Source organism: Lactiplantibacillus dongliensis (genome assembly GCF_005405105.1).
GTDB lineage: Bacteria > Bacillota > Bacilli > Lactobacillales > Lactobacillaceae > Lactiplantibacillus > Lactiplantibacillus dongliensis.
Genome location: NZ_BJDK01000006.1, coordinates 42,212 through 66,846, shown reverse-complemented (window position 1 = coordinate 66,846; position 24,635 = coordinate 42,212). Strand labels below are relative to the sequence as shown.

The window sequence follows — 24,635 nt, the reverse complement described above, 5'->3', positions numbered from 1 at the left end:
GCGTGAAATTAGTCGTAAACAATTTGTATAAGTTGTGTAAAGAAAATTTACTTACGGGATGACTGTGTAAAGATTTATTCAAAAGTAGATTGTCAGATGGCTGATTTTTAGAATTGTTTAAAGCGGTTAGGATTTGGTATTAAAGCGATTGGAAACGAACCAATCGCTTTAAAAGCCGCTAAATTATGATAAGATATGTTGAGTAATTCAAAATGAGGAGTTTTTTAAAATTATGAAGTTGTTGGCAATTGATACATCTAATCGGCCAGTCAGTGTTGCCGTGCTAGCTGATACAAAAATTCTCGCCACGACGACAACGACGGTCGGCCGTAATTCTAGTGTGACGTTACTGCCGTTGATTGAACAAGCGATTGCTCAAGCGGGGTTAACAGCGGACGACATTGATCGGGTCGTGGTCGCCGATGGTCCAGGGTCATACACTGGGTTACGGATTGGCGTGACGACTGCGAAAACTTTTGCGTATACGTTGAATAAGGAACTAGTTGGTGTTTCCAGCTTAGCCGTGTTAGCAGCTAATGTGACGATTGAAGACCAATTAGTCGCCCCATTATTTGATGCACGTCGTGATAATTTATTTACCGGACTGTATCGTATGCATGCTGGTCAGCCAGTGCCAGTCATTGCCGATCAGCATATTGGTGCGGCCGAATGGGCTCAGCAGTTAAAGGCTTATCAAGCGCCAATCGTGTTTGTTGGTACGGCCGTTGATCAATATCAAGCAGGGTTACAAGCAACTTTGCAAGCGAACTTTGTGCGGGCGTTGCCGCAACAAGATTTGCCACAAGCGGCCGTGCTAGGCTTATTAGGCCGAAACATGACCCCAGTTAAACAATTACATGCTTTTGTGCCTCACTATTTGCGATTGACGCAAGCTGAAAGTGAATGGCTCGCTAAGCATCCGAAAGAGGACCATGCGCCATATGTTGAGAAGATTTAAGCAATACTTTCAAAAAATAACTAAAGCTCACAGTCAGCGACGACAAAAAATCATGACAATTGACCAGCACATTGTGACGGTGGGGCCGACTAATTATTATGTCTCGCGCGCATTGATTACCGATGTGCCTGAAATGTTGGCAATTGAAAAAGCCGTTTATGCTGGCAAAACCCCCTGGGATGAGAATGCATTTAAGACGGAATTGCGGCGTCAAAGTGGGCGTTTCTACATTGTGATGCGGCATAATGACCGATTATGTGCATTTTGTGGCTGTGCTTTTGATGATCGTCGCCAAGATGCACATATTACCAATATCGCGGTTCATCCTGATTTTCAAAATCAGGGGTTGGGTCGGTTTATGATGCAAGCGATGATTAAGCGGGCAGCTTACTTAGCTTATCGGACGGTCACGTTAGAGGTGCGCTACAGCAACGTTGCCGCCCAACGGTTGTATACAAACATTGGTTTTGAAAAAGCTGGTATCAAAAAGCGGTATTACTTTGGTGATCATGAAGATGCGATTGATATGACGTATCATTTACCGGTGGCGACGTCGGATGATTGAGCGGCAGTTGGTGGCAGGCGCGACAATTTCGCCGGTTGATTTGGCGAAACTCTGTTATCAGTTGGCCGATCAGGCTTATCCGCAAGGCGCACCGTGGCGACGAGTGACTTTTGCGGCTGATATTGCGACACCTCAAGCCGTGTACAACGTCTTGATCGTGGATCAACACCCAATTGGCTTTATAAGTTTGACCACGGTCTTAGATGAGACTGAGGTGACTAATATTGCCATTTTGCCGGCTTTTCAGCATCAGGGCCAGGCCCAATGGTTGTTGACCACGGTCTTGGCGCAACTTGATCGTCCGGGTAAGGTCTTTTTAGAGGTACGACAAAGTAATCAGGCCGCCCGACGATTATACGATCGGTGCGGGTTTGAACCAATTAGCGTGCGTCGGGCTTATTATCATGATCCGACTGAAGATGCCTTGATTATGCGTAAGATTATGAATTGAAGGATGGTAACTCGTGGAGAAGCAAAATTTAATTTTAGCGTTTGAATCTAGTTGTGACGAAACTAGTGTGGCCGTAGTTGCAGATGGGCACAAAATTCTATCCAATGTCATTGCGACGCAAATTAATAGTCATAAGCGGTTTGGCGGCGTGGTTCCTGAAGTCGCCAGCCGGCATCATATTGAACAAATTACTATTTGTATTGCCGATGCATTGGCAGAAGCACAGGTGGGCTATGATGATTTGGATGCGGTAGCGGTAACGTACGGTCCCGGACTTGTCGGTGCCTTATTAGTAGGGGTTAGTGCTGCTAAAACGGTGGCGTATGCTCATCACTTACCATTGATTCCAGTTAATCATATGGCTGGGCATATTTATGCGGCTCGCTTTGTGAAGCCGTTTGAATTTCCGTTGATGGCCTTGTTGGTTTCGGGTGGTCATACGGAATTGGTCTATATGCAAGCCGATGGTCAATTCGAAATCATCGGTGAAACCCGAGATGATGCGGCTGGTGAAGCCTATGATAAAATTGGCCGGGTCTTAGGAGTGCCGTATCCAGCTGGGAAAGTCATTGACGAAATGGCCCACCAAGGCCAAGACACGTTTAAGTTTCCACGTGCCATGATCGATGAAGCTAACTTTGATTTTAGTTTTAGCGGGTTGAAGAGTGCGTTCATCAATACCGTGCATCATGCGGATCAGATTGGCGAAACTTTGGATAAAAATGATTTAGCAGCTAGTTTTCAGGCTAGCGTGGTCGATGTCCTAACGGCTAAGACGATGCGAGTCTTGGAACAATATCCGGTGAAGCAATTGGTCTTAGCAGGTGGCGTTGCGGCTAATCATGGCCTGCGGGAACGGTTGCAGGCTGAGTTACCAGTGAAATTCCCGAATACCGAATTAATTTTGGCACCACTAAAACTTTGTGGTGATAATGGGGCGATGATCGGAGCTGCCGGCTATATCCAATATCAGCAGCAAAAATTTGGAGATGCTACTTTGAATGCAGATCCAAGTCTTGAATTTGATTGGATGCCTAATATGGTTCACTAAAAAAATAACACCACTTTTTCGTATAATGACGAAAAAGTGGTGTTATTTTTTTAATCAAAAGCTTCTAAGGCTTCGGCTTGTTCAGTCCAGTCATTTTCAGCTTGTGCTTGTTCAGCGTTAACAGCTTCTAATTGTTGCTGTAAGTCCTGTAGCTTAGCGGAATCGGCAAAGATTTCCGGTTGCGCCATTTGTTCTTGAATGGCGGCCGCTTGTGTTTCTAAATCTGTCATTTTAGTTTCCAAATTGGCAACGGATCGTTCGAGTTTCCGCTTATCGCGTTGTTGTTGCTTACTAGCTTGATAGCTTTGCTGTCCTTTAGAGCGGTTATCAGGGGCCGCAGCTTCACTGGTCACCGGGTTGGCGGCCGCGGCACTAGCCGCCGCTACACTTTCAGCTGCCGCTGCCATCTCAGCTTGCTCTTGTTTCTTATCTAAATAGTAATCATAGTCGCCTAAGAATAATTCGGTACCGCTGGGGGATACTTCGACAACGCTAGTGGCGACTTGATTGATGAAATAACGGTCATGTGAGACGAATAGTAAGGTGCCATCGAAATCGTTTAAAGCCACTTCTAGAACTTCACGACTATCAATATCCAAATGGTTGGTCGGTTCGTCTAAGATTAGGAAATTATCGTTTTGCATTGCTAATTTCGTTAATAATAACCGAGCCCGCTCACCGCCAGATAAGGCATTGATTGGTTTATCAACGTCTTCACCGGTAAAGAGGAAACTACCCAAAATCGTTCGAATATCTTTTTCGGGTGTCGTGGGATGTTCGTCCCATAGTTCGCTTAAAACGGTTTTTTTATCATGTAAGTTCTTTTGTTCCTGATCGTAGTAACCGGTGACAACGTTAGTACCAAAGGTGGCTTGGCCTTTAATGAATGGAATCTGACCAAGAATACTCTTTAAGAGGGTTGATTTGCCGATCCCATTCGGGCCAACGATGGCAACCGCTTCGTGTTTTTTGACGTTGAGATTATCAGGCTCAGATAAGATTTGGCCGGCGTAACCAACCGCAGCATCCTTAACGGTCAAAACAATATTGCCGCTTTGCTTAGCTGCGTGGAACCCGAAATGCGCGGTCTTGTCATCGCTATCTGGTCGTTCCAACCGGTCCATCTTAGCTAATTGTTTGCGCCGAGATTGTGCCCGCTTGGTGGTTGAGGCGCGAACGATGTTGCGATTAACGAAATCTTCTAATTTACTGATCTCGGCCTGTTGCTTTTCATAGTGTTTCCACTCAGCTTGAATTCGGGCGGCCTTTTTTTGAACGAATTGGTCGTAGTTGCCAGTATAGTGCACCATATCATGATGCGATAGATCGTAAACTTCGCTAACCACGCGGTCTAAGAAGTAGCGGTCATGACTGACAATTAATAAAGCACCCGTATAGGACTGTAAATAGCCCTCTAACCAAGTCAAGGTTTCAACGTCCAAATGGTTGGTCGGTTCATCTAAGATCAGTAAATCGCGTTTTTCTAACAGTAATTTAGCCAAAGCGAGTTGGGTCTTTTGACCACCGGATAATTCGGTAACGGACTTGTCATAGACATCAGCTTCAAACTGAAACCCATGGAGGACGCCCCGAATTTCCGCTTGGTAGCCATACCCATTCCGTTGTTGAAAGTCAGTCTGAACCTGGTCATAAGTTTTTAAAGTCTGTTGGTAGTCCGCTTCATTGGCAATTACGGCGGGATCACTCAATCGAGCTTCGAGCTGATGCATTTGCGCCTCTAATTTATGTAGCTCAGCAAAGACGCTGCTCATTTCTTCCCAGATCGTATTGTGACTGTCCAATCCTTGATCTTGGGCCAAATAACCGATCGTTAAGCCTTTCCGCATTGAAATCTGACCTTCATCAGGAACCGTTTCACCGGCAATCATTTTTAAAAGCGTCGACTTGCCAGCACCATTGCGGCCAACTAGTGCAACACGGGCATGATCTTGGATATCCATTTGTACGTTATCGAACAAGACATCGGCGCCAAAACGCCGCATGACTTGCTGTACTTGTAGTAAAATCACGTTTTTTAAGCTCCTTTCACACTTGATTCGTCAAATAATTGTAGCATATTGTCGCGTTTTGCCCTAACAAAATGGAATAATGAGGGATTATTATTTCACAAAGTGGTGGGTTATGCTAGAATAGTGTCAGCAAATTCACAAACTTTTAATAAGGAGGGTCGTCAAATGGCAGAGACAAAAATTCCACGGGCAACAGCTAAACGGTTACCAATCTACTATCGGTACTTAAACATTCTGTTGGATGCCGACAAAAAACGAGTTTCTTCGACTGAACTTTCAGAGGCGGTTAAGGTTGATTCCGCAACGATTCGGCGTGATTTCTCGTATTTTGGGGCTTTAGGTAAACGTGGGTATGGCTATGATGTTGAAAAGCTCTTGGCATTTTTCAAAAAGATTTTGAATCAGGATACCTTGACCAATGTTGCTTTGATTGGGGTCGGGAACCTTGGACATGCGTTACTTAATTTTAATTTTCACAAGAATAGTAATGTTCGTATTTCCGCTGCATTCGATGTGAACGAAGCAATCGCCAACACCGTCCAAAGCGGAGTCCCCGTCTATCCCATGACTGAGTTGAAAAAGCAATTGATCGAGCAACAAATCGAAATTGCCATTTTAACGGTACCAACTACGGTTGTACAAGATATTACCGATGCCTTAGTGGACGCAAATGTGAAGGGAATCATGAACTTCACGCCATTGCGCATTTCGGTTCCAGAAACAGTCCGGGTACAAAACGTCGATTTAACCAACGAATTGCAAACATTGATTTATTTCATTGAACATTATGGTGAACAATTAGGTGATAAAAAAACTGATTCATCAACGGATTAGGTTGATTTAAAAGGCGCTCCCACAGCGGGAACGCCTTTTGGTTTATTAAAAATGATAAATGGCACTCATAACGGCCAGCGCATTCATCAAAATATGTGCCAGCATCGACGTTTGAATGCGCCCTGTTCGGTGATATAACCAACAGAAACACAAGCCAATCAGAGCATATAGCACTAAGTGACCGTCGGCATGCGCAAAACTAAAAAATACACTAGAAATTAGGGCAGCACCAAGCGGACCAGTTAATGAACTGAGATTGCCAAAGATGACTTTACGAAAAACGATTTCTTCCATAATTGGTGCCCCAATGAAAATGGCTAGAAAGAAAAAGGGGTATTGATGGCCAACGGTTAACAATGTGGAGGTGTTGGTCGAAGTAACCGAATGGCCGAGCCACTGATCGATCTGTAGAACGATAAATTGAACGATGACCACCAGTACAAACCCAATCAGTCCCCATAATAGGGCGATTGGCCAACGACGCGGATGCCGTTCAATTGGATTGGGTGTCGACAGACGTGTGGCTAACCAGGCTAACAGAACGGCGCCAATGAGATAATCTAGCGTTTGAATTAAAAAGACCTGACTGCCAAGGTGCTTAAAGATCGCTATCAGCAGGCTCGGTAGGGCATAGATGATAAAATAAACGATTAAAATTGTTAGTGATTGTCGGCGATTGGCCATGAACTCACATCCTTTGTTAGTGATAAAAGTAAGTTGCGGTGCGGATAAAAGTCCCGATTTAGCTGGGCATGTTTAGCAATAAAAATGACCAGCAACAGGCAGCAAATAATTATATTATAATCGATTTGACTTTCTTTGACTAATTTTGACAAATAACTTGCATTCTAAAATTAAAATGTTATAGTTGATTTTGTGATTAGCACTTGAGCTTTAGGAGTGCTAAAAAAGAAATAAATGGAGGGATTCACGTGTTAAAACCATTAGGAGATCGCGTCATCTTGCAACAACAAGCAGAAGAAGAACAAACGGTTGGCGGGATTGTTATCGCCAACAACGCTAAGGAAAAGCCACAAAGCGGCAAAGTTGTTGCTGTAGCCGATGGCCGGATTTTAGATAACGGGACGAAGGTTGCCCCAAGCGTGAAAGTCGGCGATCAAGTATTGTTCGACAAGTACGCCGGTACTGAAGTTAAGTACGAAGGCACCACTTATTTAGTCTTACATGAAAAAGACATTGTGGCTGTCGAAGCCTAATTCCATTTAAAAATTTATAACTAAACAAAAAATCTATTTATGAGGTGAACACAGATAATGGCTAAAGAATTAAAGTTCTCTGAAGAAGCACGTTCAGCAATGCTTAAAGGTGTCGACCAATTGGCTAACACTGTTAAATCTACGTTAGGGCCTAAGGGGCGTAACGTTGTTTTGGAACAATCATATGGTTCGCCAACCATCACCAATGATGGGGTCACAATTGCCAAGGCGATTGAATTAGACGACCACTTTGAAAACATGGGTGCGAAGTTAGTTTCTGAAGTTGCTTCAAAAACAAATGATATCGCTGGTGATGGGACAACTACTGCTACGGTCTTAACCCAATCAATCGTTAACGAAGGGATGAAGAACGTGACTGCCGGGGCTAACCCAGTTGGCATCCGTCGCGGGATTGAAGAAGCCACTAAGACTGCGGTTGATTCATTACACGCCATGGCTCACGAAGTTAAGACGCAAGATGATATTGCCCAAATCGCTTCAGTTTCATCAGCTAGCCAAGAAACTGGTAAGTTGATTGCGGAAGCCATGGAAAAAGTTGGTCATGATGGCGTTATCACGATTGAAGAATCTCGTGGTGTTGATACGAGTTTGGATGTCGTTGAAGGGATGCAGTTTGACCGTGGCTACTTATCACAATACATGGTTACTGATAACGATAAGATGGAAGCCGACCTTGATAACCCATACATCTTGATTACTGATAAGAAGATTTCTAATATTCAAGATATCTTACCATTGTTGCAATCGATTGTTGAACAAGGCAAGCCATTATTGATCATCGCGGATGACATTTCTGGTGAAGCTTTACCAACCTTAGTCTTAAACAAGATGCGGGGCACGTTTAACGTCGTCGCTGTTAAGGCACCCGGTTTTGGTGATCGGCGTAAGGAACAATTACAAGATATTGCCATCTTAACTGGTGGGACGGTTATTACTGATGACTTGGGTCTTGAATTAAAAGACACCACGATTGATCAATTAGGTCAAGCTAATAAAGTTACGGTTACTAAAGACAACACCACGATTGTTGAAGGCGCCGGCGATAAGGCTGCAATCAACGAACGGGTTGAATTTATCCGTAACCAAATCAGTGAAACCAGTTCTGATTTCGACAAAGAAAAGTTACAAGAACGTTTGGCTAAGTTAGCTGGCGGGGTCGCCGTTGTGCGGGTCGGTGCTGCTACTGAAACTGAACTTAAGGAACGTAAATACCGGATTGAAGATGCTTTGAATGCGACCCGTGCGGCCGTTGAAGAAGGCTTCGTTGCTGGTGGTGGGACCGCTTTGATCAACGTGATCAAAGATGTTGCGGCCTTAAAGGAAACTGGCGACGTTCAAACTGGGATTAACATTGTTAAGCGCGCCTTAGAAGAACCAGTTCGCCAAATCGCTGAAAATGCTGGTTTGGAAGGCTCTGTTATCGTTGAAAAGATGAAGGAACAAAAGCCAGGCTTTGGTTTCAATGCGGCTACCGATGAATGGGTTGACATGATTAAGGCCGGGATCGTGGATCCTACCAAGGTTACGCGTTCAGCTTTACAAAACGCGGCTTCAGTTTCAGCCTTGTTGTTAACGACTGAAGCGGTCGTAGCTGAAAAGCCAGAACCACAAGCGCCAGCTGCACCGGCTGCACCAAACCCAGGTATGGGCGGCATGATGTAAGCTTGAATTAAGCTAATTAACACCTGCTCAAGTTGAGTGGGTGTTTTTTTAGCGTTTAAATTAGTGATGGTGGCTGAATACCGAGATAAGCATGGGAATATTAAGCCTAAGTATTGGTGCTATCGTTAAGTTAGAGCAACATGAGGATTTAAAAAATTAGTGAGTTCCAGTTAAACGTGTAGTATTTACGAATTTAAAGTAGTAAAATCAACTTTGACTTAGCACTTACTTGGGAATAATTATTTTGTGAATAAAGGAGTTATTAGCATGTGGCGTTATTTAAAACGGTTGCTAATCGGGAAACCGTTAAAAACCATGGATGAGGGTGGCCAAGCACTGACCAAGTTCAAGGCACTGGCGCTGCTCTCTTCAGATGCGCTGTCGTCAGTGGCTTATGGGACTGAACAGATTACAACGGTATTGATTACCCTGTCAGCTGCGGCTTTGATGTACCAATTATACGTGGCTGCGTTAGTCTTGGTCTTATTATTCGCGATTACGATGTCTTATCGGCAAATTATTCGCGCGTATCCATCTGGCGGTGGGGCCTATGTGGTTGCCAGCACCAACTGGGGGCGGCCGGCTGGGTTAGTGGCCGGGGGATCCTTACTGGTTGATTATATGCTGACGGTCGCTGTTTCAGTTACTTCAGGGACTGAAGCGATTACGTCGGCGATTCCAGCATTAGTTAATTATCAAGTCTTAATTGCCATTCTGATCGTGATTGCAGTGATGGCGCTAAACTTACGGGGAATGCGTGAATCGGCGTCCTTCTTAACCCTACCAGTCTATTTCTTTATCATTATGATTATTGGGATGGTTTTATGGGGCGTTGTGAACATTGCGAGCGGTAACTTAACTTACCACGCATCGGCAGCCATCGGAGCACCGGTCAAAGGGATGACTTTGTTACTCTTCTTCCGGGCGTTCTCGTCGGGGTCATCTTCACTGACTGGGGTCGAAGCAATTAGTAATGCAGTGCCCAACTTTAAGCGGCCTAAGCGTAAAAATGCGGCTAATACCTTAGCACTAATGTCGCTTGTCTTAGCAGCCTTTTTCGGTGGCATTACTTATTTGAGTTACTATTTAGGAATTCGACCACAAGCGGATAATACGGTATTGTCACAAATTGCATCGGCCGTTTTTGGGCATGGTTTATTCTACTATCTCTTACAATTATCGACAGCGTTAATTTTAGCTGTCGCTGCTAATACTGGTTTTTCAGCGTTTCCAATCTTGGCTTACAACCTAGCTAAAGATAAGTTTCTGCCACATGCCTATATGGATCGTGGTGATCGCTTAGGTTATTCTAACGGGATTATTTCGTTGGCCGTGGGGGCAATTGCGTTGATTGTCATCTTCCATGGTAAAACCACGTTATTGATTCCGTTGTATGCCGTTGGGGTCTTCGTGCCGTTTACGTTATCGCAATCTGGGATGATTGTGCATTGGCTACGGGAACGCGGCCGTTGGTGGGGAATGAAGGCCGCGGTTAACTTGTTAGGCGCGCTGATTTCACTGTTTTTAGTGGTCGTTTTATTCATGCTACATTTCGGCAATGTTTGGCCTTACTTAATCGTGATGCCAGTCTTGTTGTACATGTTCTATCGGGTCCACGTTCACTACAATCGCGTGGCTGCACAGTTACGCGTGGTGGCCAAAGAAAAAGCCGAGCTGCATGACTATGATGGCGCGACGGTGATTGTCTTAGTCTCAAATGTCACTCGGGTAACCACTGCAGCAGTTAACTATGCCCGTTCAATCGGGGACTACGTGATTGCCATGCATGTGTCATTTGATGAAAATCCTGAAAAAGAACATAAAACGGCGGCTGAATTTAAGTCGACGTTCCCAGATGTTCGATTTGTGGATATTCATTCATCCTATCGGTCAATTGCTACGCCGACCTTACGATTCTGTGATGTAATTGCTAAGCGTGCGGCTGAACGTAACTTCTCAACAACGGTCTTAGTGCCACAATTTGTGCCCAAAAAGCCTTGGCAAAATATCTTGCATAACCAAACGAGTCTGCGGTTACGGGCCGTGTTAAATTCACGTGAAAATATTATTGTCTCAACTTATAACTATCATCTTAAAGAATAGTACCCGGTGATTGAGGGGAAATCCTAAAGGAGTCTCAGAATTTTTGGGGCTCTTTTTTTGATTAAATTAGGGTAAAAACGAGGAGAATTACTAAGTTTTAGTGAATCGAGTTGTCAAGGTTGCCGGACATTTGTATAATTATCAGTAACTAACGAAAGAGGGGCTCGCGCAATGATTAGATTTGAAATCTTAGTCTGCCTAATGGCGACAATGATGCTCTCTGCAATTTTAACGCCGTTTGTGCGCAAGCTGGCGTTTAAAATTGGGGCAGTTGATAAACCTAATTTACGTCGTGTTAATAAAGTGCCGATGCCTACGATGGGTGGATTAGCGATTTTTATCGCGTATACGTTAGGCTCAACGATGCTTTATTTGATGCATCAATTTCCAACGCGAATATTCTTCGCTTTATTAGGCGGCGAGCTGATTATTTTGGCGACTGGTATTATTGATGATATTTATGAATTAAAACCCCGACAAAAGATGTTGGGAATTACTTTGGCAGCTTTAGAAGTCTATTTCATCGGTGGTATTCGGATGACGACCTTAACGTTTCCATTTGTTGGGTTGATTCATTTTCATTGGCTAAGTTTGCCGATTACATTACTGTGGATCTTAGCTATTACGAATGCGATTAACTTGATTGATGGTTTGGATGGCTTGGCGACCGGGGTTTCCATTATAGCGTTGAGTACGACCGGGGTGATTGGCTTATTCTTCTTAAATGCTAACACTTTCGTCTCACTGATGATCTTTACTTTGGTAGCGGCGATGTTGGGCTTCTTACCTTATAATTTCTTTCCGGCGCGGATCTACTTGGGCGATACTGGGTCGCTATTTATTGGGTTTATGACGGCGGTATTCTCATTGTTTGGCTTAAAGAATGTCACCTTGATTTCTGTCGGCATTCCAGTGATGATTTTGGGTGTACCGATTACGGATACGGTCTATGCGATGATTCGGCGGATCTTGAATAAAAAGCCAATCTCCCAAGCTGATAAACATCATTTACATCATCGCTTGATGCAGCTCGGATTGACGCATCGCCAAACGGTCATGGTGATTTATGGGATTGCGTTGATTTTCTCATTTATTTCCTTGCTATATCCCATTTCTTCAATCGGGGGCTCAATCTTGTTAACCATTGGGCTGTTGTTTGGACTGGAACTTTTCGTGGAAGCAATCGGCTTAGCCGGCGATCATCGCCAGCCGCTTTTGAATTGGATTAAGCGAACCGTTGCGCGGTTTACGTCCAAAAGTAGCCATTAAAAAGACTGATTAATTGTTACAAGTCTGTTTACGAGTAATCGTGGATAGGCTTTTTTTATTTGGGCTACCTTTAAAGTTCATTTGAATGGCCTTTACCAAAACTATACAAGCTATTTACACAAACATCATTTTGAATTTACAAATGACCAGTAGTATTAAGAGTGTTCCAACAGCAGTCAATGTCACTAACCAGCAAAGCGTGTGCACGCTCGCATCACGACACCGCACTTCCTACCCAGACTTGCGTTCTTTGTTCGAGTGGCGTTGATTGTTCTCATTATGATAGTAAAACGGAGAAGGGGAGTTTCTATTATGAAAAAAGCAGTGACATTTGGGGCGCTGGCCGTGACGATGACCGTCTTATTAGCCGGTTGTGGAAGCAGTTCCGCTACTAGCACCAAGAGTACTAGCAGTAGTAGTAACAAAGCCAAGACCACTAAAATTGTAGCAACGGGTTCGACCGCGTTACAACCGTTAGTTGAACAAGCTGGCCAAGAGTATCAAAACGAACATGCCAATGTGACGATCAACGTCCAAGGTGGTGGTTCCGGTGCTGGTTTGAGCCAAGTTGCTAAAGGATCGGTCAATATTGGTAACTCTGATTTGTTTGCACAAGAACAATCTGGTTTGGATACCAAGGGTCTAGTTGATCACAAGGTTGCTGTCGTTGGAATGGCACCGGTTGTCAATAAAGATGCCGGAGTGACGAATGTTTCCAAAGCCCAGTTAGTGAAGATTTTCCAAGGCAAGATCACTAATTGGAAAGAACTTGGCGGTAAAAGTGAAAAAATCACGGTTGTAAACCGGGCACAAGGTAGTGGGACACGCGCAACCTTTGAAAAATGGGGCTTGAATAACGCTAAAGTTGCCACTAGCCAAGAACAAGATTCCAATGGGACTGTTCAAAAGATTGTTTCGACAACACCAGGCGCAATTAGTTACTTAGCGTTCTCTTATGTAAAGTCTAACTTGCAAGAGTTATCAATCGACAACGTTAAGCCAACTGAAGCTAATGTCGCGACTAACAAGTGGAAGATCTGGGCATATGAACATATGTATACTAAGGGTCAACCTAAAGGCGAACTGGCCGACTTCTTAACTTACATGACCTCTAAGTCAGTTCAAGGGTCATTAGTTAAAAAGCTTGGTTACATTCCATTGACGTCAATGAAAGTTGACCGAGGGTTGTCTGGTAAAATTACCACTTTAAAATAAATCATTAAATGGGGTTAACCCCTGACTAAAGCAGCGTTTCAGAAATTTTACATTTCTGAAACGCTGCTTTTTTGCTATCAATTTAATCAATGCGTTATCTTAATCGGTGACGGGAACTTCGGTAAATTGTTGGCCTTGATCGTCAAAACTAACTTGACCACTCAACAGATTGGTAATTGCCGTCTGGGTGGCTGCACTGGCGGCGGTATTGACTGCAATGACGATGGTAACTTGGACACCGTAGTCAGTCGTCAAGGTGGTCAGCTGTTGCTGGGTTAAGTAGTAATTTAAGGAATCGACGTTTTTATAGTCTAGGGTGATGGCAAGCTTGGTTTGTAAACACCGCTGAACTTTGCCAGCGGTTTGAATCCCTAGAACCGGCGTACTGTTATAAGCCCGAATGAGACCGCCAGCCCCGAGTTTGATACCACCGAAATAGCGGGTAACTACGGCTAAGACATCATGGAGTTCATTTAATTTGAGTGCTTCTAGAATCGGCACGCCGGCTGTGCCGGATGGTTCACCGTCGTCACTCATACGCTGAATATGGTCGTCAGTACCTAGCATATAAGCGAAGCAGTGATGCGTCGCCTTAGGATCGGCTGCGCGGGCCGCAGCAATTTTTGCTTGGGCCATTGGTTCATCACTAATGCGATATAAATGGACAATAAAACGTGACTTTTTGATCGTTTGTTCTGCAACGACGTCGGTTGCAATGGTGTAATAAGGCTTGGACATGGGTTAGAAACTCCTTTTAATTAAAATCAATATTAATGACGTAGTTACTGTTAGGAGGTGCAAACATGCAACCGAAGGATTTATATGGGCGGCAGTTAATGTTAACGGCGACTGAACTGGCAACGTTGCCAGCCGGTGTTCAATCACGGCCGGGGCTAACGATTACCGCGACGCAGATTCAATGTCAACGCTGCGGTAGCATCCTTGATCGTCAAACTGCACAGTTACCGAAAAACCAATTTTATTGTTATCAATGTTTGAATTTAGGTCGCGTCAGTAGTCTAACTCCACTTTATCACATTCCGGAACCCAATGAGTTTCCACAACGGCCCAAGTTAACTTGGACGGGTCACTTAACAGTTGCCCAAGCAGCTTGTGCCGCCGACTTGCAGCGGGCATTTGCTGCTCATGAACGGCATTTGTTATGGGCCGTCACAGGTGCGGGGAAGACTGAGATGTTATTTCCAGGTTTAGCCTGGGCTTTACAGCAAGGGTGGCGAGTGGCGGTTGCCTCACCGCGAGTGGATGTTTGTTTAGAACTGGCACCACGACTGCAGGCGGCTTTTGCGGGAACGACGGTAGCGGTGCTGCATGGCCGGCAAACGGCGCCCTATACTTATCGTCAACTGACGGTGTGTACGACGCATCAACTGTTGCGGTTCCGAGCAGCTTTTGATGTCTTGGTCATTGATGAGGTGGATGCGTTTCCGTTTGCTGCCAATCAACAGCTGTACTATGCCGTTGACCATGCGGTGAAACCAAATGGGGCCGTGTTGTACCTAACCGCAACGCCCAGTGCCGCCTTATTACGACAAACGCGGCGGGGACAATTAAAGCTGAGTTACTTGCCGTTGCGGTTTCATCAGCATTTGTTGCCAACGATTCAAGTCACCTTATTACCCAAATGGTGGTCGGTAATTGTCAAAGGTCGGTTACCAGCTAAATTGCGCCGCTGGTTACGGGCATATGCGACTAGCGGTCAACGGTTTCTTATTTTTGTGCCGCGGATCGATCAATTAGCGGTGGTGCAAGCTGCCATTCAACGGCAGTTCCCAACGATGCGAGGACAAACAGTCTATTCGGCGGATCCCCAACGTTTAGATAAAGTGCAACAGATGCGGCAGGAGCAAGTTCAATATTTAATTACGACTACGATTTTGGAACGTGGCGTAACTTTCCCGGGAATCGATGTTTTGGTGTTAGGAGCAGATGACCCCGTTTTTTCAACAGCTGCCTTGGTTCAAGTTGCTGGCCGAGTCGGGCGTAGTCAACAACGCCCGACTGGGTTGGTGCGTTTTGTTAGTGGTAGCTATACCCGGGCCATTAAACAAGCCCAACGACAGATCAAATTAGTTAATCGGAAAGGACGGCGATTACGGCATGACGTGTCTACTTTGCCAACGGTCACTGACAACTAAGTTAACGTTAACTTGGCTATTGAGCTGGCAGCCAGTGGCACGACCAGTTGTCTGTGCTGCTTGTTGGCAACAATTTCAGCCGATTGCGTTAGCTACAGCTTGTCCGCAGTGCGGTCGTGCACAACCACAGCGGCAAGTTTGCCGCGATTGTCAGCGCTGGGACCCCCAGCCGGCTTTTCATAATGTCGCCCTGTTTACGTATAATGAGGCCATGCAGGCTTATTTTCAGCATTATAAATTTCAAGGTGATTACCGGTTACGAGCTGTTTTTCAGCCAGTGCTGCAGCAGCGACTAACACAATTAACGGCTGATCGCGTAGTGGTGATTCCAGTAACGGCTGCTACTATTGGTACTCGGGGATTCAACCAAGTGACAGGTTGGCTCGGGACCGGGATTAATGACGGTATTTTGACCGTGACCAAGACGGTGGCACAGTCACAAAAAGATCGGCAAGCCCGCCTAGCGACCCAGCAGCCGTTTGGACTAGTCCCCGGTATTGAGTTGGCCGGGCAGCGAATTGTGCTGGTTGACGATGTGTATACAACGGGACGCACGATGCGACATGCGGCCCAGCTAATATTAGAAAACGGTGCCAACTCAGTCACAGGGCTGACACTGGCTCGTTAATTATTAGGAAAGGTCGCATTTGGATTGTTTATTATAGCGCTTTCTATTATAATGAATTTAAGCAAAGTAATGAAAGAGTGGTCCTTTGATTACTTTGGGTACACAGTAATGTGTGTGAAGGGAGAGAAGATCTATGCTAAATTTTAATATTCGCGGTGAAAATATCGAAGTGACTCAAGCCATTCGTGACTATGTTCAAAAACGGGTGGGTAAGTTACAAAAATTCTTTGGGAATGACGTTGACTCAATTGCCCATGTCAACTTAAAGATTCATCCAGACAAGACTGCTAAAGTCGAAGTAACGATTCCACTTCCCTATTTAGTTCTCCGGGCAGAAGAAACTTCTCCTGATATGTATGCGAGCGTTGATTTGGTAACCGACAAGCTCGAACGCCAAATCCGCAAGTATAAAACCAAGGTCAACCGTAAGTCGCGCGAAAAAGGCTACAAGGCGATTGACTTTGCAGCGACTGACGAAACGGTTGCCGCTGCTGAAAACGATCAGGACGATAAGCTAGATGTTGTACGTACGAAGCGGGTTTCATTGAAGCCAATGGATAACGAAGAAGCCATCTTACAAATGGATATGCTCGGGCATGACTTCTTTATCTATGAAGATGCTGAAACGGACGCCATCAATATTGTTTATCGGCGTAACGATGGTCGTTATGGTTTGATTGAAACTGGTGACAATCATTAATCTCAACGCGTAATCGAAAGGGCTGGTCATTGACTAGTCCTTTTTTTTCGGCCTAATTTAGTCGAGTCAGTTAAACGCTTACGTTTTTTGCGGCGGATTCACGATTTATTTTGTTAATTCAGCGTTAGATATCGGTTTCATTCGGATTGCGCGGTTTTCATTAGGCCTGAAAAATGGTAAAATGACAGTTGATATTTTATTTCAAAATATGCTAATTAATCGATAGTTAAGAATTATTATTTGGAGAGGATAAGTAAATGGCCAACATTTTAAAACGCTGGGTTGAAAGCGACAAGCGCATTATTCGGCGTCTGGATAAGACTGCGAATAAAGTCGAAGCTTATGCAGATGAATACGCTAAGCTAAGCGACGCCGACTTGCAAGCCAAGACACCAGAATTTCGTGAACGATATAAGGAAGGCGAATCCCTTGATGATTTGCTACCAGAAGCCTTCGCTGTCGCCCGTGAAGGCGCTAAGCGTGTATTGGGCTTGTATCCCTTTCATGTCCAAATTTTAGGTGGGATCGTGTTACACCAAGGCGATATCGCCGAAATGAAAACTGGTGAAGGGAAGACCTTGACCGCCACCATGCCAGTCTATCTGAATGCGATTTCAGGTAAAGGGGTACACGTGGTTACCGTTAACGAATACTTATCAGCGCGTGATGCGACTGAAATGGGAGAACTCTATAACTGGTTAGGCATGAGTGTCGGGATTAACGGCGCCAATAAGTCACCGGAAGAAAAACGGGAAGCTTATAACGCCGATATCACTTACTCAACTAACGGGGAAATCGGGTTCGATTACTTACGGGATAACATGGTTGTTTATCGAGAAGATATGGTACAACGACCATTAAACTTTGCGATTATTGATGAAGTCGACTCGATTTTGATTGATGAAGCGCGGACCCCATTAATCATTTCTGGACAATCCGAAGGGACGACCGGGATGTATAAACGGGCCGATCGGTTTGCCAAGACGTTGACTAAAGAAGAAGATTACAAAGTGGATTTGGAATCTAAGACGGTTGCTTTGCTGGACGAAGGGATTCGGAAGGCTGAAAAGTACTTTGGCTTGGATAACTTATATGACACTGATAACACCGCTTTAAACCATTATTTGGATGAAGCGTTGCGGGCTAACTACATCATGCTCAAAGATAAGGATTATGTGATTTCTGACGGTCAAGCGTTGATCGTTGATTCCTTTACGGGGCGGATTATGGATGGTCGGCGATTCTCAGACGGCTTGCATCAAGCGATTGAAGCAAAAGAACACGTCGAGATTCAAGAAGAAACTAAGACCATGGCTAATATCACGTACCAAAACTTATTCCGGATGTATAAGAAGTTATCTGGGATGACTGGGACGGCTAAGACGGAACAAGAAGAATTCCGTGAAATTTACAACATGGAAGTCATTACCGTACCTACCAACCGTCCAATGATTCGTGATGATCGGCCAGATTTATTGTACCCAACATTACGGAGTAAGTTTAACGCGGTTGTTAAAGAAATCACTGGTTTGCATGAAAAAGGGCAACCAATGTTAATCGGGACGGTTGCGGTTGAAACGTCAGAATACTTATCACAACGGTTAGACGATGCGGGTATTCCGCACGTGGTCTTAAACGCGAAGAATCATGCCAAGGAAGCCGACATTGTCGCTAACGCTGGTCAACGCGGGGCCGTAACGATTGCCACCAACATGGCTGGTCGTGGGACTGATATCAAATTAGGACCGGGTGTTCGTGAACTTGGTGGTTTAGCTGTTATTGGGACTGAACGGCATGAATCTCGCCGAATTGATAACCAGTTACGGGGCCGTTCTGGGCGCCAAGGTGATCCTGGTATGTCACAATTCTACTTGTCACTTGAAGATGACTTGATGTTACGGTTCGGTTCTGAACGAATTAAGAACTTCTTGAGCCGGATGCAAGTTGAAGATGACGATGCGGTGATTCAATCACGGATGATTACACGGCAAGTTGAGGGCGCTCAAAAGCGGGTCGAAGGGAATAACTACGATTCACGGAAGAACGTCTTACAATATGATGATGTTATGCGGGCACAACGGGAAGTAATCTATGGTGAACGGCAACAAGTCATCATGGAAGAAAAAACGTTGAAACCCGTCATTATGCCGATGATCAAACGGACGGTTGAACGGACTGTGCAATTGCATACGCAAGGTGATCAAAAAGATTGGGATCTTGCAGCAATTGTGGACTTTGCTCAAGCAGCGATGGTCAATGAAGACTCAATTAAGGTTGCCGACTTAGAAAATAAGTCACAGACTGAAATTGAAGATTACTTGATGGGTCGCGTGGCGGACGTCTATGACGCTAAGGCTAAACAACTCTATGATGATAACCAAATGTTGGAATTTGAAAAAGTCGTGGTTTTACGAGTGGTTGATTCACATTGGACCGATCATATCGATGCGATGGATCAGTTACGGCAGTCAATCGGGTTACGGGGCTACGGCCAGTTAAATCCATTGGTTGAATATCAACGCGATGGGTATCGGATGTTTGAAGAAATGGTTGCGGATATCGATTATGATACGACCCGGCTCTTCATGAAGTCTGAAATTCGTCAAAATATCCAACGGTAATTAAACAAGCGATAAAAAACGTAGTTGGGCGATTGATGCAGCCAACTACGTTTTTTTCAAAATAAATAAATTAATAAGTTGAAAGAAGGGTTCTTTGTGGAATTAAGTGAATATAAACATTTAATCGAAGAAATGCAAAGTGCTGTCAGCGACTTTAGGGGGTCGCTTTGACTTAGATGCTTTGAATGAAAGTATCCAAGAAAACGAAGCACGGATGGCTGAACCAGGTTTTTGGGATGATCAAGCAACGGCCCAAAAAGTTATTGATGACAATAATGCCCTGAAAAACAAATTTGATGCTTATCAACAATTAGCCAGTGCGGTGGATGATCTAGCTGTGGCCTATGAACTGTTGAGTGAAGAACCAGATGCTGAGATGCAAGCGGAGTTTGAAACGAACTTTAAAACAGCGCAACAAGCGTTACAGCAGTATCGGCTAAATCTGTTGCTGGATGGACCATATGATCGCAATAATGCAATCTTGGAAATTCATCCTGGCGCAGGGGGCACCGAATCTCAAGATTGGGGTGCCATGCTGTTACGGATGTATACGCGTTGGGCGGCCAGTCATAACTTCAAAGCTGAAACTGTTGATTATCAAGCCGGTGATGAGGCAGGGATTAAGAGTGTGACGTTGTTGATCAGTGGTCACAATGCGTACGGTTATTTGCGGTCTGAAAAAGGGGTTCATCGCTTAGTACGGATTTCACCATTTGATGCAGCTGGTCGGCGCCATACGTCATTTGCCAGTGTCGACGTGATGCCAGAATTGGATGATACGGTGGATATTGAGATTCGACCAGATGATTTGAAGGTGGATGTCTATCGGGCTAGTGGTGCTGGTGGGCAACATGTTAACAAGACGTCTTCAGCGGTTCGAATCACCCATTTACCAACGGGGATTGTTGTTGCCAGCCAGGCCCAACGGTCACAGTTGCAAAACCGACAAACGGCGTTGAATATGTTGCGCGCCAAGCTGTATGAACGCGAAGAGGCTGAAAAGGCTAAACAACGGGCAGCAATTCAAGGTGAGCAACTTGATATCGGTTGGGGATCGCAGATTCGGTCTTATGTCTTCCATCCTTATACGATGGTTAAGGATCACCGGACAAATTATGAAACTCATGACGGTCAAGCTGTGATGGATGGCGATTTAGATCCGTTCATGGATGCCTACTTACAATGGAAATTAGCGCAACAGAATCCACAGTAATTGTTGCTGGTGATGCGTGCTTTTAAATACTAAGTTGACTTAGCAATCTACCAGTCAACTTAGTATTTTTTTAAGTATAAGCCGTATAATGAATGAGTATTAATACAGTTATATCAAGCTGATGTTGCAATAAACAGCATTGGTCTGAACCAGTAAAAATGCTATACTAACTTCAGAGTTTAACGTGAGGAGTAACACGCATGCAGCTATTGAAAGTATTGGAATTATTCATTTTACAACCATTGGTCTGGCTTGGGCTGATTCGCAGTATCTTATCCGCGCGGCGACGCGTTAATTATGAACGGCATCACTTTCGCAGTGCCATTGATGCCCGTTACCTAGAGAGCCGTCATTTTGTAACTGACGGCTTGTTACTGGGGGTCATCGTTACTGTGATTGGGTTAGCCCTGGGGATTTTTGTGTCACCAGTCTGGGTCGTGATTTATGAGTTGTTGGCGGTCATTAGTTTAGTGATCGTGCCTTTTGGGCTCGTTCCGGTAACGGTGTTCGGGCTCAGTTGGGTGCTTTATTGGGGATTTAATCCCAATGCCACCCGAATTGCCGCTCAACTACAAGCGCATGGCGTGTTAACAACGACTCTCAGTAGTCGGGTAATCATCAACGGGCTCGTCTTATTAGCTGTCTTATTGGCGGGGACGGCCTGGTTATTAACGCGATCGAATACTCAGCTGAATTCACCACAGATTCAGCCTGATCAACGGGGCAAACGGATTGTGCGTTATCGATGGCATCAATTAGCGGTTGTGCCAGTTGGGGTTTTGATTCCGGGTGATTGGATTCGCGCCACGCTTAGTTGGTGGCCAGTCTTTCAAGTGGGTCAACAAACGTATTCGGTTTTGTTACTACCCTTACTAATTGGGGCCAGTGTCCAAGTCTACAAGCAGTTGCCACGATTGGCTTGGCGGCGTTTAGCAACCGGCTACTGGTTTTTAGCTGCAATCAGTCTGGGTAGTGCGTTAATTGCCCAATTAACGGCGTTAAGCCCCCAATGGCTGATTGGATTGATGTGTGTACTTGTCGTAGCAACTTGGCTTTTATTAGCCCAACATCGTTATCATGATCGCCATCAACAGTTCTGGTATTCAGATACGGATCAAGGGGTGCGGGTGATTGGTTTGCGCCCACAGACACCGGCTGATAAACTAAACTTGAAGATTGGTGATGTGATCTTAGAATGTAACCGACAACCGGTGCATACGGAGGCCCAGTTTTATGCAGCCTTATTAAAAAGTCCGACTTACGTTCATTTAAAAGTTCGTAACCGGCAGCAAGAATTAATTATTACTGAAACAGCCATTTATAGTGGCGCACCACATGAGTTAGGGATTGTGTTATTCACTGATCAGGAGGATTAACGACCATGAATAAGATTTTGGTAGTCGACGATGAACCGGCCATCGTAACGTTATTATCATATAACTTGAAGCAAGCTGGCTATGAGGTTACCACCGCAACGGATGGGGAAGTTGCGTTGGACTTGGCATTGCACGGAACCTTTACGTGTATTTTATTAGATTTAATGTTGCCGAAATTAGATGGCATGGAAGTCACCAAACGATTACGGCAAGAAAAAATACACACGCCAATTATTATTGTGACGGCGAAAAATGATGAATTTGATAAGGTTTTTGGTTTGGAATTAGGTGCTGATGACTATATTACCAAGCCGTTTTCACCACGCGAGGTTTTGGCACGGATTAAAGCGGTCATGCGGCGGGTAGCACCTAGCGCTGAGCCGGTGACCCCAGTTGCCGCACCGCCAACTAACCGAGCAATCACCGTTGTTGGCAATTTACGAATTGATCAAAATAAATATCGGGTCACTCGTAATGGTGAGAATATCAGTTTAACGCCTAAAGAATTTGAACTATTAGTTTATTTTGTTGAACGGGAAGGCCGAGTGCTCAGTCGTGACGCCATTTTGAATCATGTTTGGGGCTACGATTATGCGAGTGAGACGCGTATTGTTGATATTCATATTTCACATTTGCGTGAAAAGATTGAACTTGATCCGAAAGAGCCAACTTATATTCGAACCGTTCGCGGTTTTGGCTACGAATTCGTAGGTGATGAACATGCATAATCAGTGGCAGCAGACGGTGCGTTTGCTGGCTTTGGAGAATGGGTTAATTTTAGGTTTAGGATTAGTGGTCCTGCAGCGCTTTTCGCCGATCAAGTGGTCGGCTGCGCTGGTGGGAGCGCTAATTTTGGCGTGGTTTATATTAGCGGCAATCGAAGCTGGTTTTGTTTGGTTTCAACAAAAGGAACGGCAAAAAACCATTGACCGCATGGAAGCTAAGCTGCGACAAATGAGCAGTCAGCAGTTTCCGCCACACATTTTGTTGCCACAGAGTGATCCGCTTTATAGCTTGTCACAAGCGGTCAATCAACTTGAGTCTTATCAACGCAACCAAACTCGACGCGCTGAATTGCAAGAAAAAGAATTAATGATGATAATGCGTTACTTGCCAGTCGGCGTGATGGTGATTGACCATCATCGGCAAGTGCAACTATCGAATCCGGCGATGGGCGACTTGTTACAACAGTCAATTAACGCGGTTGCCCACTTGTATACTAAGGATATTCAGTTATACGCGTTGACCAAGGTGATTGAAGATACCATCACGACTCAGCATAATCAGCGCGCCACGATTACCCTGACACCAGCACCGAATACTCAAGTAGTGGAAGCCACCACGGTATATATTCAAAATAGTCGGGCGCATTTTCAGATTGTGTTAATGCTTTATGACATTACAGAAGTTTATATGATTGAGCAGATGCAAGACGATTTTGTTAGTAATGCCAGTCATGAATTAAAAACCCCAATTACAGCGATTGCCGGCTTTACGGAGACTTTGCTTGATGGGGCGAAGGATGATCCGGCCACCTTAACACAGTTTTTACAAATCATCTCAGATGAAAGTCAACGATTAATTGACTTAATTCAAGATGTGCTCTCACTGTCACGAATTCGGGCACAGAGTACGACTACTTTAAGTGTTCAGACCGTTAAGCTCAAACCACTTATTGATCAGGAAAAGACGTTACTGCAGCAAACGAGTGATCATCAACATCTGACGGTCATTACGGATATTGATCCAGCAATTCAAGTGACGGCGGATGTGCAAAAGTTAAGCCAAGTCGTGAAGAATTTGTTGTCGAATGCCATCAAGTATAATCGTCCGAATGGTCGGGTGACCATCAGCGCAACGGCTGATACTGAGCATTGGTATTTACGCGTTCGTGATAATGGGATCGGTATTAGTGCGGATGATCAGCAACGGATTTTTGAGCGGTTTTATCGGGCTAGTCCGTCGCGTTCGCAACAAGTCGTCAGCGGGACGGGATTGGGCCTGGCAATTGTCAAAGAATTAGTGACGGCTATGCAGGGTCAGATTGCAGTGACTAGTCAACGTGGTGTCGGGACAACGATGACAGTCACACTGCCGTTAAAACCAAGTGAATAAGTTAAATCTAGCGATTGAGCCGATTATTAACTGCAGTTAATAATCGGCTCAATCGCTTTTTTAGGTCCAACTTCAGCATGTTTACTTGTCTGAGTTGACTAGGTTGGTACTAGTTGGATCAAATGTCGCTCTGGTTGGCCCAGAGTCGGCTGGAACGTGGTGTCCGTGTTTGAAAGTCCAAGTGCGTTTTTCCAAGCTCGGGGGTATTCAAGTTGGAAAAGGCACCGACCAAGGTAAACGACACCACTGAGCCAATTCTGGTTCGCCCGATGTTAACTAACGGGGATTAAAAATTAACAATTAATAATTCTCAGTTCAGTCATTTAGCAGAGAGGTTGGTTCCAATATGACCCATGCCGTTCCAGCATTTTAGCATTCAACCGGCAGGCGGCAATTTCAAATCAGCCCCAAGCGTATCAAAATATTTCGACCTTTACACAATCTTTACAC

At 44.8% G+C, this 24,635-nt stretch carries 21 protein-coding genes; 18 read left to right on the top strand and 3 right to left on the bottom strand.

What is annotated here, in order from left to right:
• Nucleotides 1-232: 232 nt before the first annotated feature.
• Genes tsaB through tsaD form a run of 4 tightly spaced genes read left to right on the top strand, consistent with a single transcriptional unit; the run spans nucleotide 233 to nucleotide 3,025 of the window.
• A complete protein-coding gene (tsaB, locus tag FFM80_RS03150; RefSeq protein WP_137639477.1) occupies nucleotides 233-958 on the top strand; it encodes a tRNA (adenosine(37)-N6)-threonylcarbamoyltransferase complex dimerization subunit type 1 TsaB in 726 nt (241 codons plus the stop codon).
• Nucleotides 942-1,523: a ribosomal protein S18-alanine N-acetyltransferase gene (gene rimI, locus FFM80_RS03145; protein ID WP_137639476.1), complete on the top strand. Its 582-nt coding sequence runs from the start codon at nucleotides 942-944 to the stop codon at nucleotides 1,521-1,523. The genes tsaB and rimI (FFM80_RS03145) overlap by 17 nt, the downstream gene beginning before the upstream one ends.
• On the top strand, nucleotides 1,516-1,974 hold the full coding sequence (rimI, locus tag FFM80_RS03140) for a ribosomal protein S18-alanine N-acetyltransferase (protein ID WP_137639475.1): 459 nt from the start codon (nucleotides 1,516-1,518) through the stop codon (nucleotides 1,972-1,974). The genes rimI (FFM80_RS03145) and rimI (FFM80_RS03140) overlap by 8 nt, the downstream gene beginning before the upstream one ends.
• A 13-nt stretch (nucleotides 1,975-1,987) precedes the next feature.
• A complete protein-coding gene (gene tsaD / locus FFM80_RS03135; RefSeq protein WP_137639474.1) occupies nucleotides 1,988-3,025 on the top strand; it encodes a tRNA (adenosine(37)-N6)-threonylcarbamoyltransferase complex transferase subunit TsaD in 1,038 nt (345 codons plus the stop codon).
• Between the two features lie 50 nt (nucleotides 3,026-3,075).
• On the opposite strand, the gene FFM80_RS03130 is transcribed toward tsaD, so the two are convergent.
• Nucleotides 3,076-5,055, bottom strand: a complete 1,980-nt coding sequence (locus FFM80_RS03130) for an ABC-F family ATP-binding cassette domain-containing protein (protein WP_137639473.1) — start codon at nucleotides 5,053-5,055, stop codon at nucleotides 3,076-3,078.
• Nucleotides 5,056-5,220: 165 nt separating this feature from the next.
• Between FFM80_RS03130 and FFM80_RS03125 the strand changes: the two genes are divergently transcribed.
• Nucleotides 5,221-5,889, top strand: coding sequence for a redox-sensing transcriptional repressor Rex (locus FFM80_RS03125; RefSeq protein WP_137639472.1), 669 nt, complete (start codon nucleotides 5,221-5,223; stop codon nucleotides 5,887-5,889).
• Nucleotides 5,890-5,934: 45 nt separating this feature from the next.
• Here FFM80_RS03125 and FFM80_RS03120 read toward each other — a convergent pair whose 3' ends face one another.
• On the bottom strand, nucleotides 5,935-6,573 hold the full coding sequence (locus FFM80_RS03120; protein WP_137639471.1) for a CPBP family intramembrane glutamic endopeptidase: 639 nt from the start codon (nucleotides 6,571-6,573) through the stop codon (nucleotides 5,935-5,937).
• A gap of 248 nt (nucleotides 6,574-6,821) precedes the next feature.
• On the opposite strand from FFM80_RS03120, the gene groES reads away from it, so the two are divergent.
• The 5 genes from groES to FFM80_RS03095 all read left to right on the top strand — a co-directional run bounded on the left by groES (nucleotide 6,822) and on the right by FFM80_RS03095 (nucleotide 13,376).
• A complete protein-coding gene (gene groES / locus FFM80_RS03115) occupies nucleotides 6,822-7,106 on the top strand; it encodes a co-chaperone GroES (protein ID WP_137634756.1) in 285 nt (94 codons plus the stop codon).
• Nucleotides 7,107-7,163: 57 nt separating this feature from the next.
• On the top strand, nucleotides 7,164-8,789 hold the full coding sequence (gene groL / locus FFM80_RS03110; protein ID WP_137639470.1) for a chaperonin GroEL: 1,626 nt from the start codon (nucleotides 7,164-7,166) through the stop codon (nucleotides 8,787-8,789).
• Between the two features lie 267 nt (nucleotides 8,790-9,056).
• A complete protein-coding gene (locus tag FFM80_RS03105) occupies nucleotides 9,057-10,892 on the top strand; it encodes an APC family permease (protein ID WP_137639469.1) in 1,836 nt (611 codons plus the stop codon).
• 171 nt (nucleotides 10,893-11,063) lie between these two features.
• Nucleotides 11,064-12,161: a glycosyltransferase family 4 protein gene (locus tag FFM80_RS03100; RefSeq protein WP_137639468.1), complete on the top strand. Its 1,098-nt coding sequence runs from the start codon at nucleotides 11,064-11,066 to the stop codon at nucleotides 12,159-12,161.
• Between the two features lie 312 nt (nucleotides 12,162-12,473).
• Entirely contained in the window at nucleotides 12,474-13,376 is a 903-nt protein-coding gene (locus FFM80_RS03095; RefSeq protein ID WP_137639467.1) for a phosphate ABC transporter substrate-binding protein PstS family protein, read from the top strand.
• A 99-nt stretch (nucleotides 13,377-13,475) separates the two neighbouring features.
• Here the strand turns inward: FFM80_RS03095 and FFM80_RS03090 are convergent, their stop codons facing one another.
• Entirely contained in the window at nucleotides 13,476-14,114 is a 639-nt protein-coding gene (locus FFM80_RS03090; RefSeq protein ID WP_137639466.1) for a YigZ family protein, read from the bottom strand.
• Between the two features lie 65 nt (nucleotides 14,115-14,179).
• Here FFM80_RS03090 and FFM80_RS03085 point away from each other — a divergent pair, with 65 nt between their 5' ends.
• The 8 genes from FFM80_RS03085 to pnpS all read left to right on the top strand — a co-directional run bounded on the left by FFM80_RS03085 (nucleotide 14,180) and on the right by pnpS (nucleotide 24,185).
• Entirely contained in the window at nucleotides 14,180-15,532 is a 1,353-nt protein-coding gene (locus tag FFM80_RS03085) for an ATP-dependent helicase ComFA (protein WP_137639465.1), read from the top strand.
• A complete protein-coding gene (locus FFM80_RS03080) occupies nucleotides 15,495-16,160 on the top strand; it encodes a ComF family protein (protein ID WP_137639464.1) in 666 nt (221 codons plus the stop codon). Before FFM80_RS03085 ends, FFM80_RS03080 begins: the two co-directional genes overlap by 38 nt.
• A gap of 133 nt (nucleotides 16,161-16,293) precedes the next feature.
• Complete coding sequence (hpf, locus tag FFM80_RS03075) at nucleotides 16,294-16,860, top strand: ribosome hibernation-promoting factor, HPF/YfiA family (protein WP_137634748.1); 567 nt, start codon at nucleotides 16,294-16,296, stop codon at nucleotides 16,858-16,860.
• A 257-nt stretch (nucleotides 16,861-17,117) separates the two neighbouring features.
• The gene (secA, locus tag FFM80_RS03070) at nucleotides 17,118-19,481 is read left to right on the top strand and encodes a preprotein translocase subunit SecA (RefSeq protein WP_137639463.1); all 2,364 of its coding nucleotides are present in this window, start codon (nucleotides 17,118-17,120) and stop codon (nucleotides 19,479-19,481) included.
• Nucleotides 19,482-19,577: 96 nt separating this feature from the next.
• A protein-coding gene (gene prfB / locus FFM80_RS03065; protein ID WP_137634746.1) for a peptide chain release factor 2 occupies nucleotides 19,578-20,694 on the top strand; the annotation gives its coding sequence in 2 pieces (ribosomal slippage) (nucleotides 19,578-19,649 and nucleotides 19,651-20,694; 1,116 coding nt in all).
• A 200-nt stretch (nucleotides 20,695-20,894) separates the two neighbouring features.
• Nucleotides 20,895-22,070: a PDZ domain-containing protein gene (locus FFM80_RS03060; RefSeq protein WP_137639462.1), complete on the top strand. Its 1,176-nt coding sequence runs from the start codon at nucleotides 20,895-20,897 to the stop codon at nucleotides 22,068-22,070.
• Nucleotides 22,071-22,075: 5 nt separating this feature from the next.
• Entirely contained in the window at nucleotides 22,076-22,798 is a 723-nt protein-coding gene (locus tag FFM80_RS03055) for a response regulator transcription factor (RefSeq protein WP_137639461.1), read from the top strand.
• Nucleotides 22,791-24,185: a two-component system histidine kinase PnpS gene (gene pnpS, locus FFM80_RS03050; protein ID WP_137639460.1), complete on the top strand. Its 1,395-nt coding sequence runs from the start codon at nucleotides 22,791-22,793 to the stop codon at nucleotides 24,183-24,185. The genes FFM80_RS03055 and pnpS overlap by 8 nt, the downstream gene beginning before the upstream one ends.
• The last annotated feature ends 450 nt before the right edge of the window (nucleotides 24,186-24,635 follow it).

Bases quoted from the DNA above. Each gene is read 5' to 3' on its own strand.
- tsaB (WP_137639477.1), top strand. From the start codon at position 233: ATGAAGTTGTTGGCAATTGATACATCTAATCGGCCAGTCAGTGTTGCC.
- rimI (WP_137639476.1), top strand. From the start codon at position 942: ATGTTGAGAAGATTTAAGCAATACTTTCAAAAAATAACTAAAGCTCAC.
- rimI (WP_137639475.1), top strand. From the start codon at position 1,516: ATGATTGAGCGGCAGTTGGTGGCAGGCGCGACAATTTCGCCGGTTGAT.
- FFM80_RS03125 (WP_137639472.1), top strand. From the start codon at position 5,221: ATGGCAGAGACAAAAATTCCACGGGCAACAGCTAAACGGTTACCAATC.
- FFM80_RS03120 (WP_137639471.1), bottom strand. From the start codon at position 6,573: ATGGCCAATCGCCGACAATCACTAACAATTTTAATCGTTTATTTTATC.
- groL (WP_137639470.1), top strand. From the start codon at position 7,164: ATGGCTAAAGAATTAAAGTTCTCTGAAGAAGCACGTTCAGCAATGCTT.
- FFM80_RS03105 (WP_137639469.1), top strand. From the start codon at position 9,057: ATGTGGCGTTATTTAAAACGGTTGCTAATCGGGAAACCGTTAAAAACC.
- FFM80_RS03100 (WP_137639468.1), top strand. From the start codon at position 11,064: ATGATTAGATTTGAAATCTTAGTCTGCCTAATGGCGACAATGATGCTC.
- FFM80_RS03095 (WP_137639467.1), top strand. From the start codon at position 12,474: ATGAAAAAAGCAGTGACATTTGGGGCGCTGGCCGTGACGATGACCGTC.
- FFM80_RS03090 (WP_137639466.1), bottom strand. From the start codon at position 14,114: ATGTCCAAGCCTTATTACACCATTGCAACCGACGTCGTTGCAGAACAA.
- FFM80_RS03085 (WP_137639465.1), top strand. From the start codon at position 14,180: ATGCAACCGAAGGATTTATATGGGCGGCAGTTAATGTTAACGGCGACT.
- FFM80_RS03080 (WP_137639464.1), top strand. From the start codon at position 15,495: ATGACGTGTCTACTTTGCCAACGGTCACTGACAACTAAGTTAACGTTA.
- hpf (WP_137634748.1), top strand. From the start codon at position 16,294: ATGCTAAATTTTAATATTCGCGGTGAAAATATCGAAGTGACTCAAGCC.
- secA (WP_137639463.1), top strand. From the start codon at position 17,118: ATGGCCAACATTTTAAAACGCTGGGTTGAAAGCGACAAGCGCATTATT.
- FFM80_RS03060 (WP_137639462.1), top strand. From the start codon at position 20,895: ATGCAGCTATTGAAAGTATTGGAATTATTCATTTTACAACCATTGGTC.
- FFM80_RS03055 (WP_137639461.1), top strand. From the start codon at position 22,076: ATGAATAAGATTTTGGTAGTCGACGATGAACCGGCCATCGTAACGTTA.
- pnpS (WP_137639460.1), top strand. From the start codon at position 22,791: ATGCATAATCAGTGGCAGCAGACGGTGCGTTTGCTGGCTTTGGAGAAT.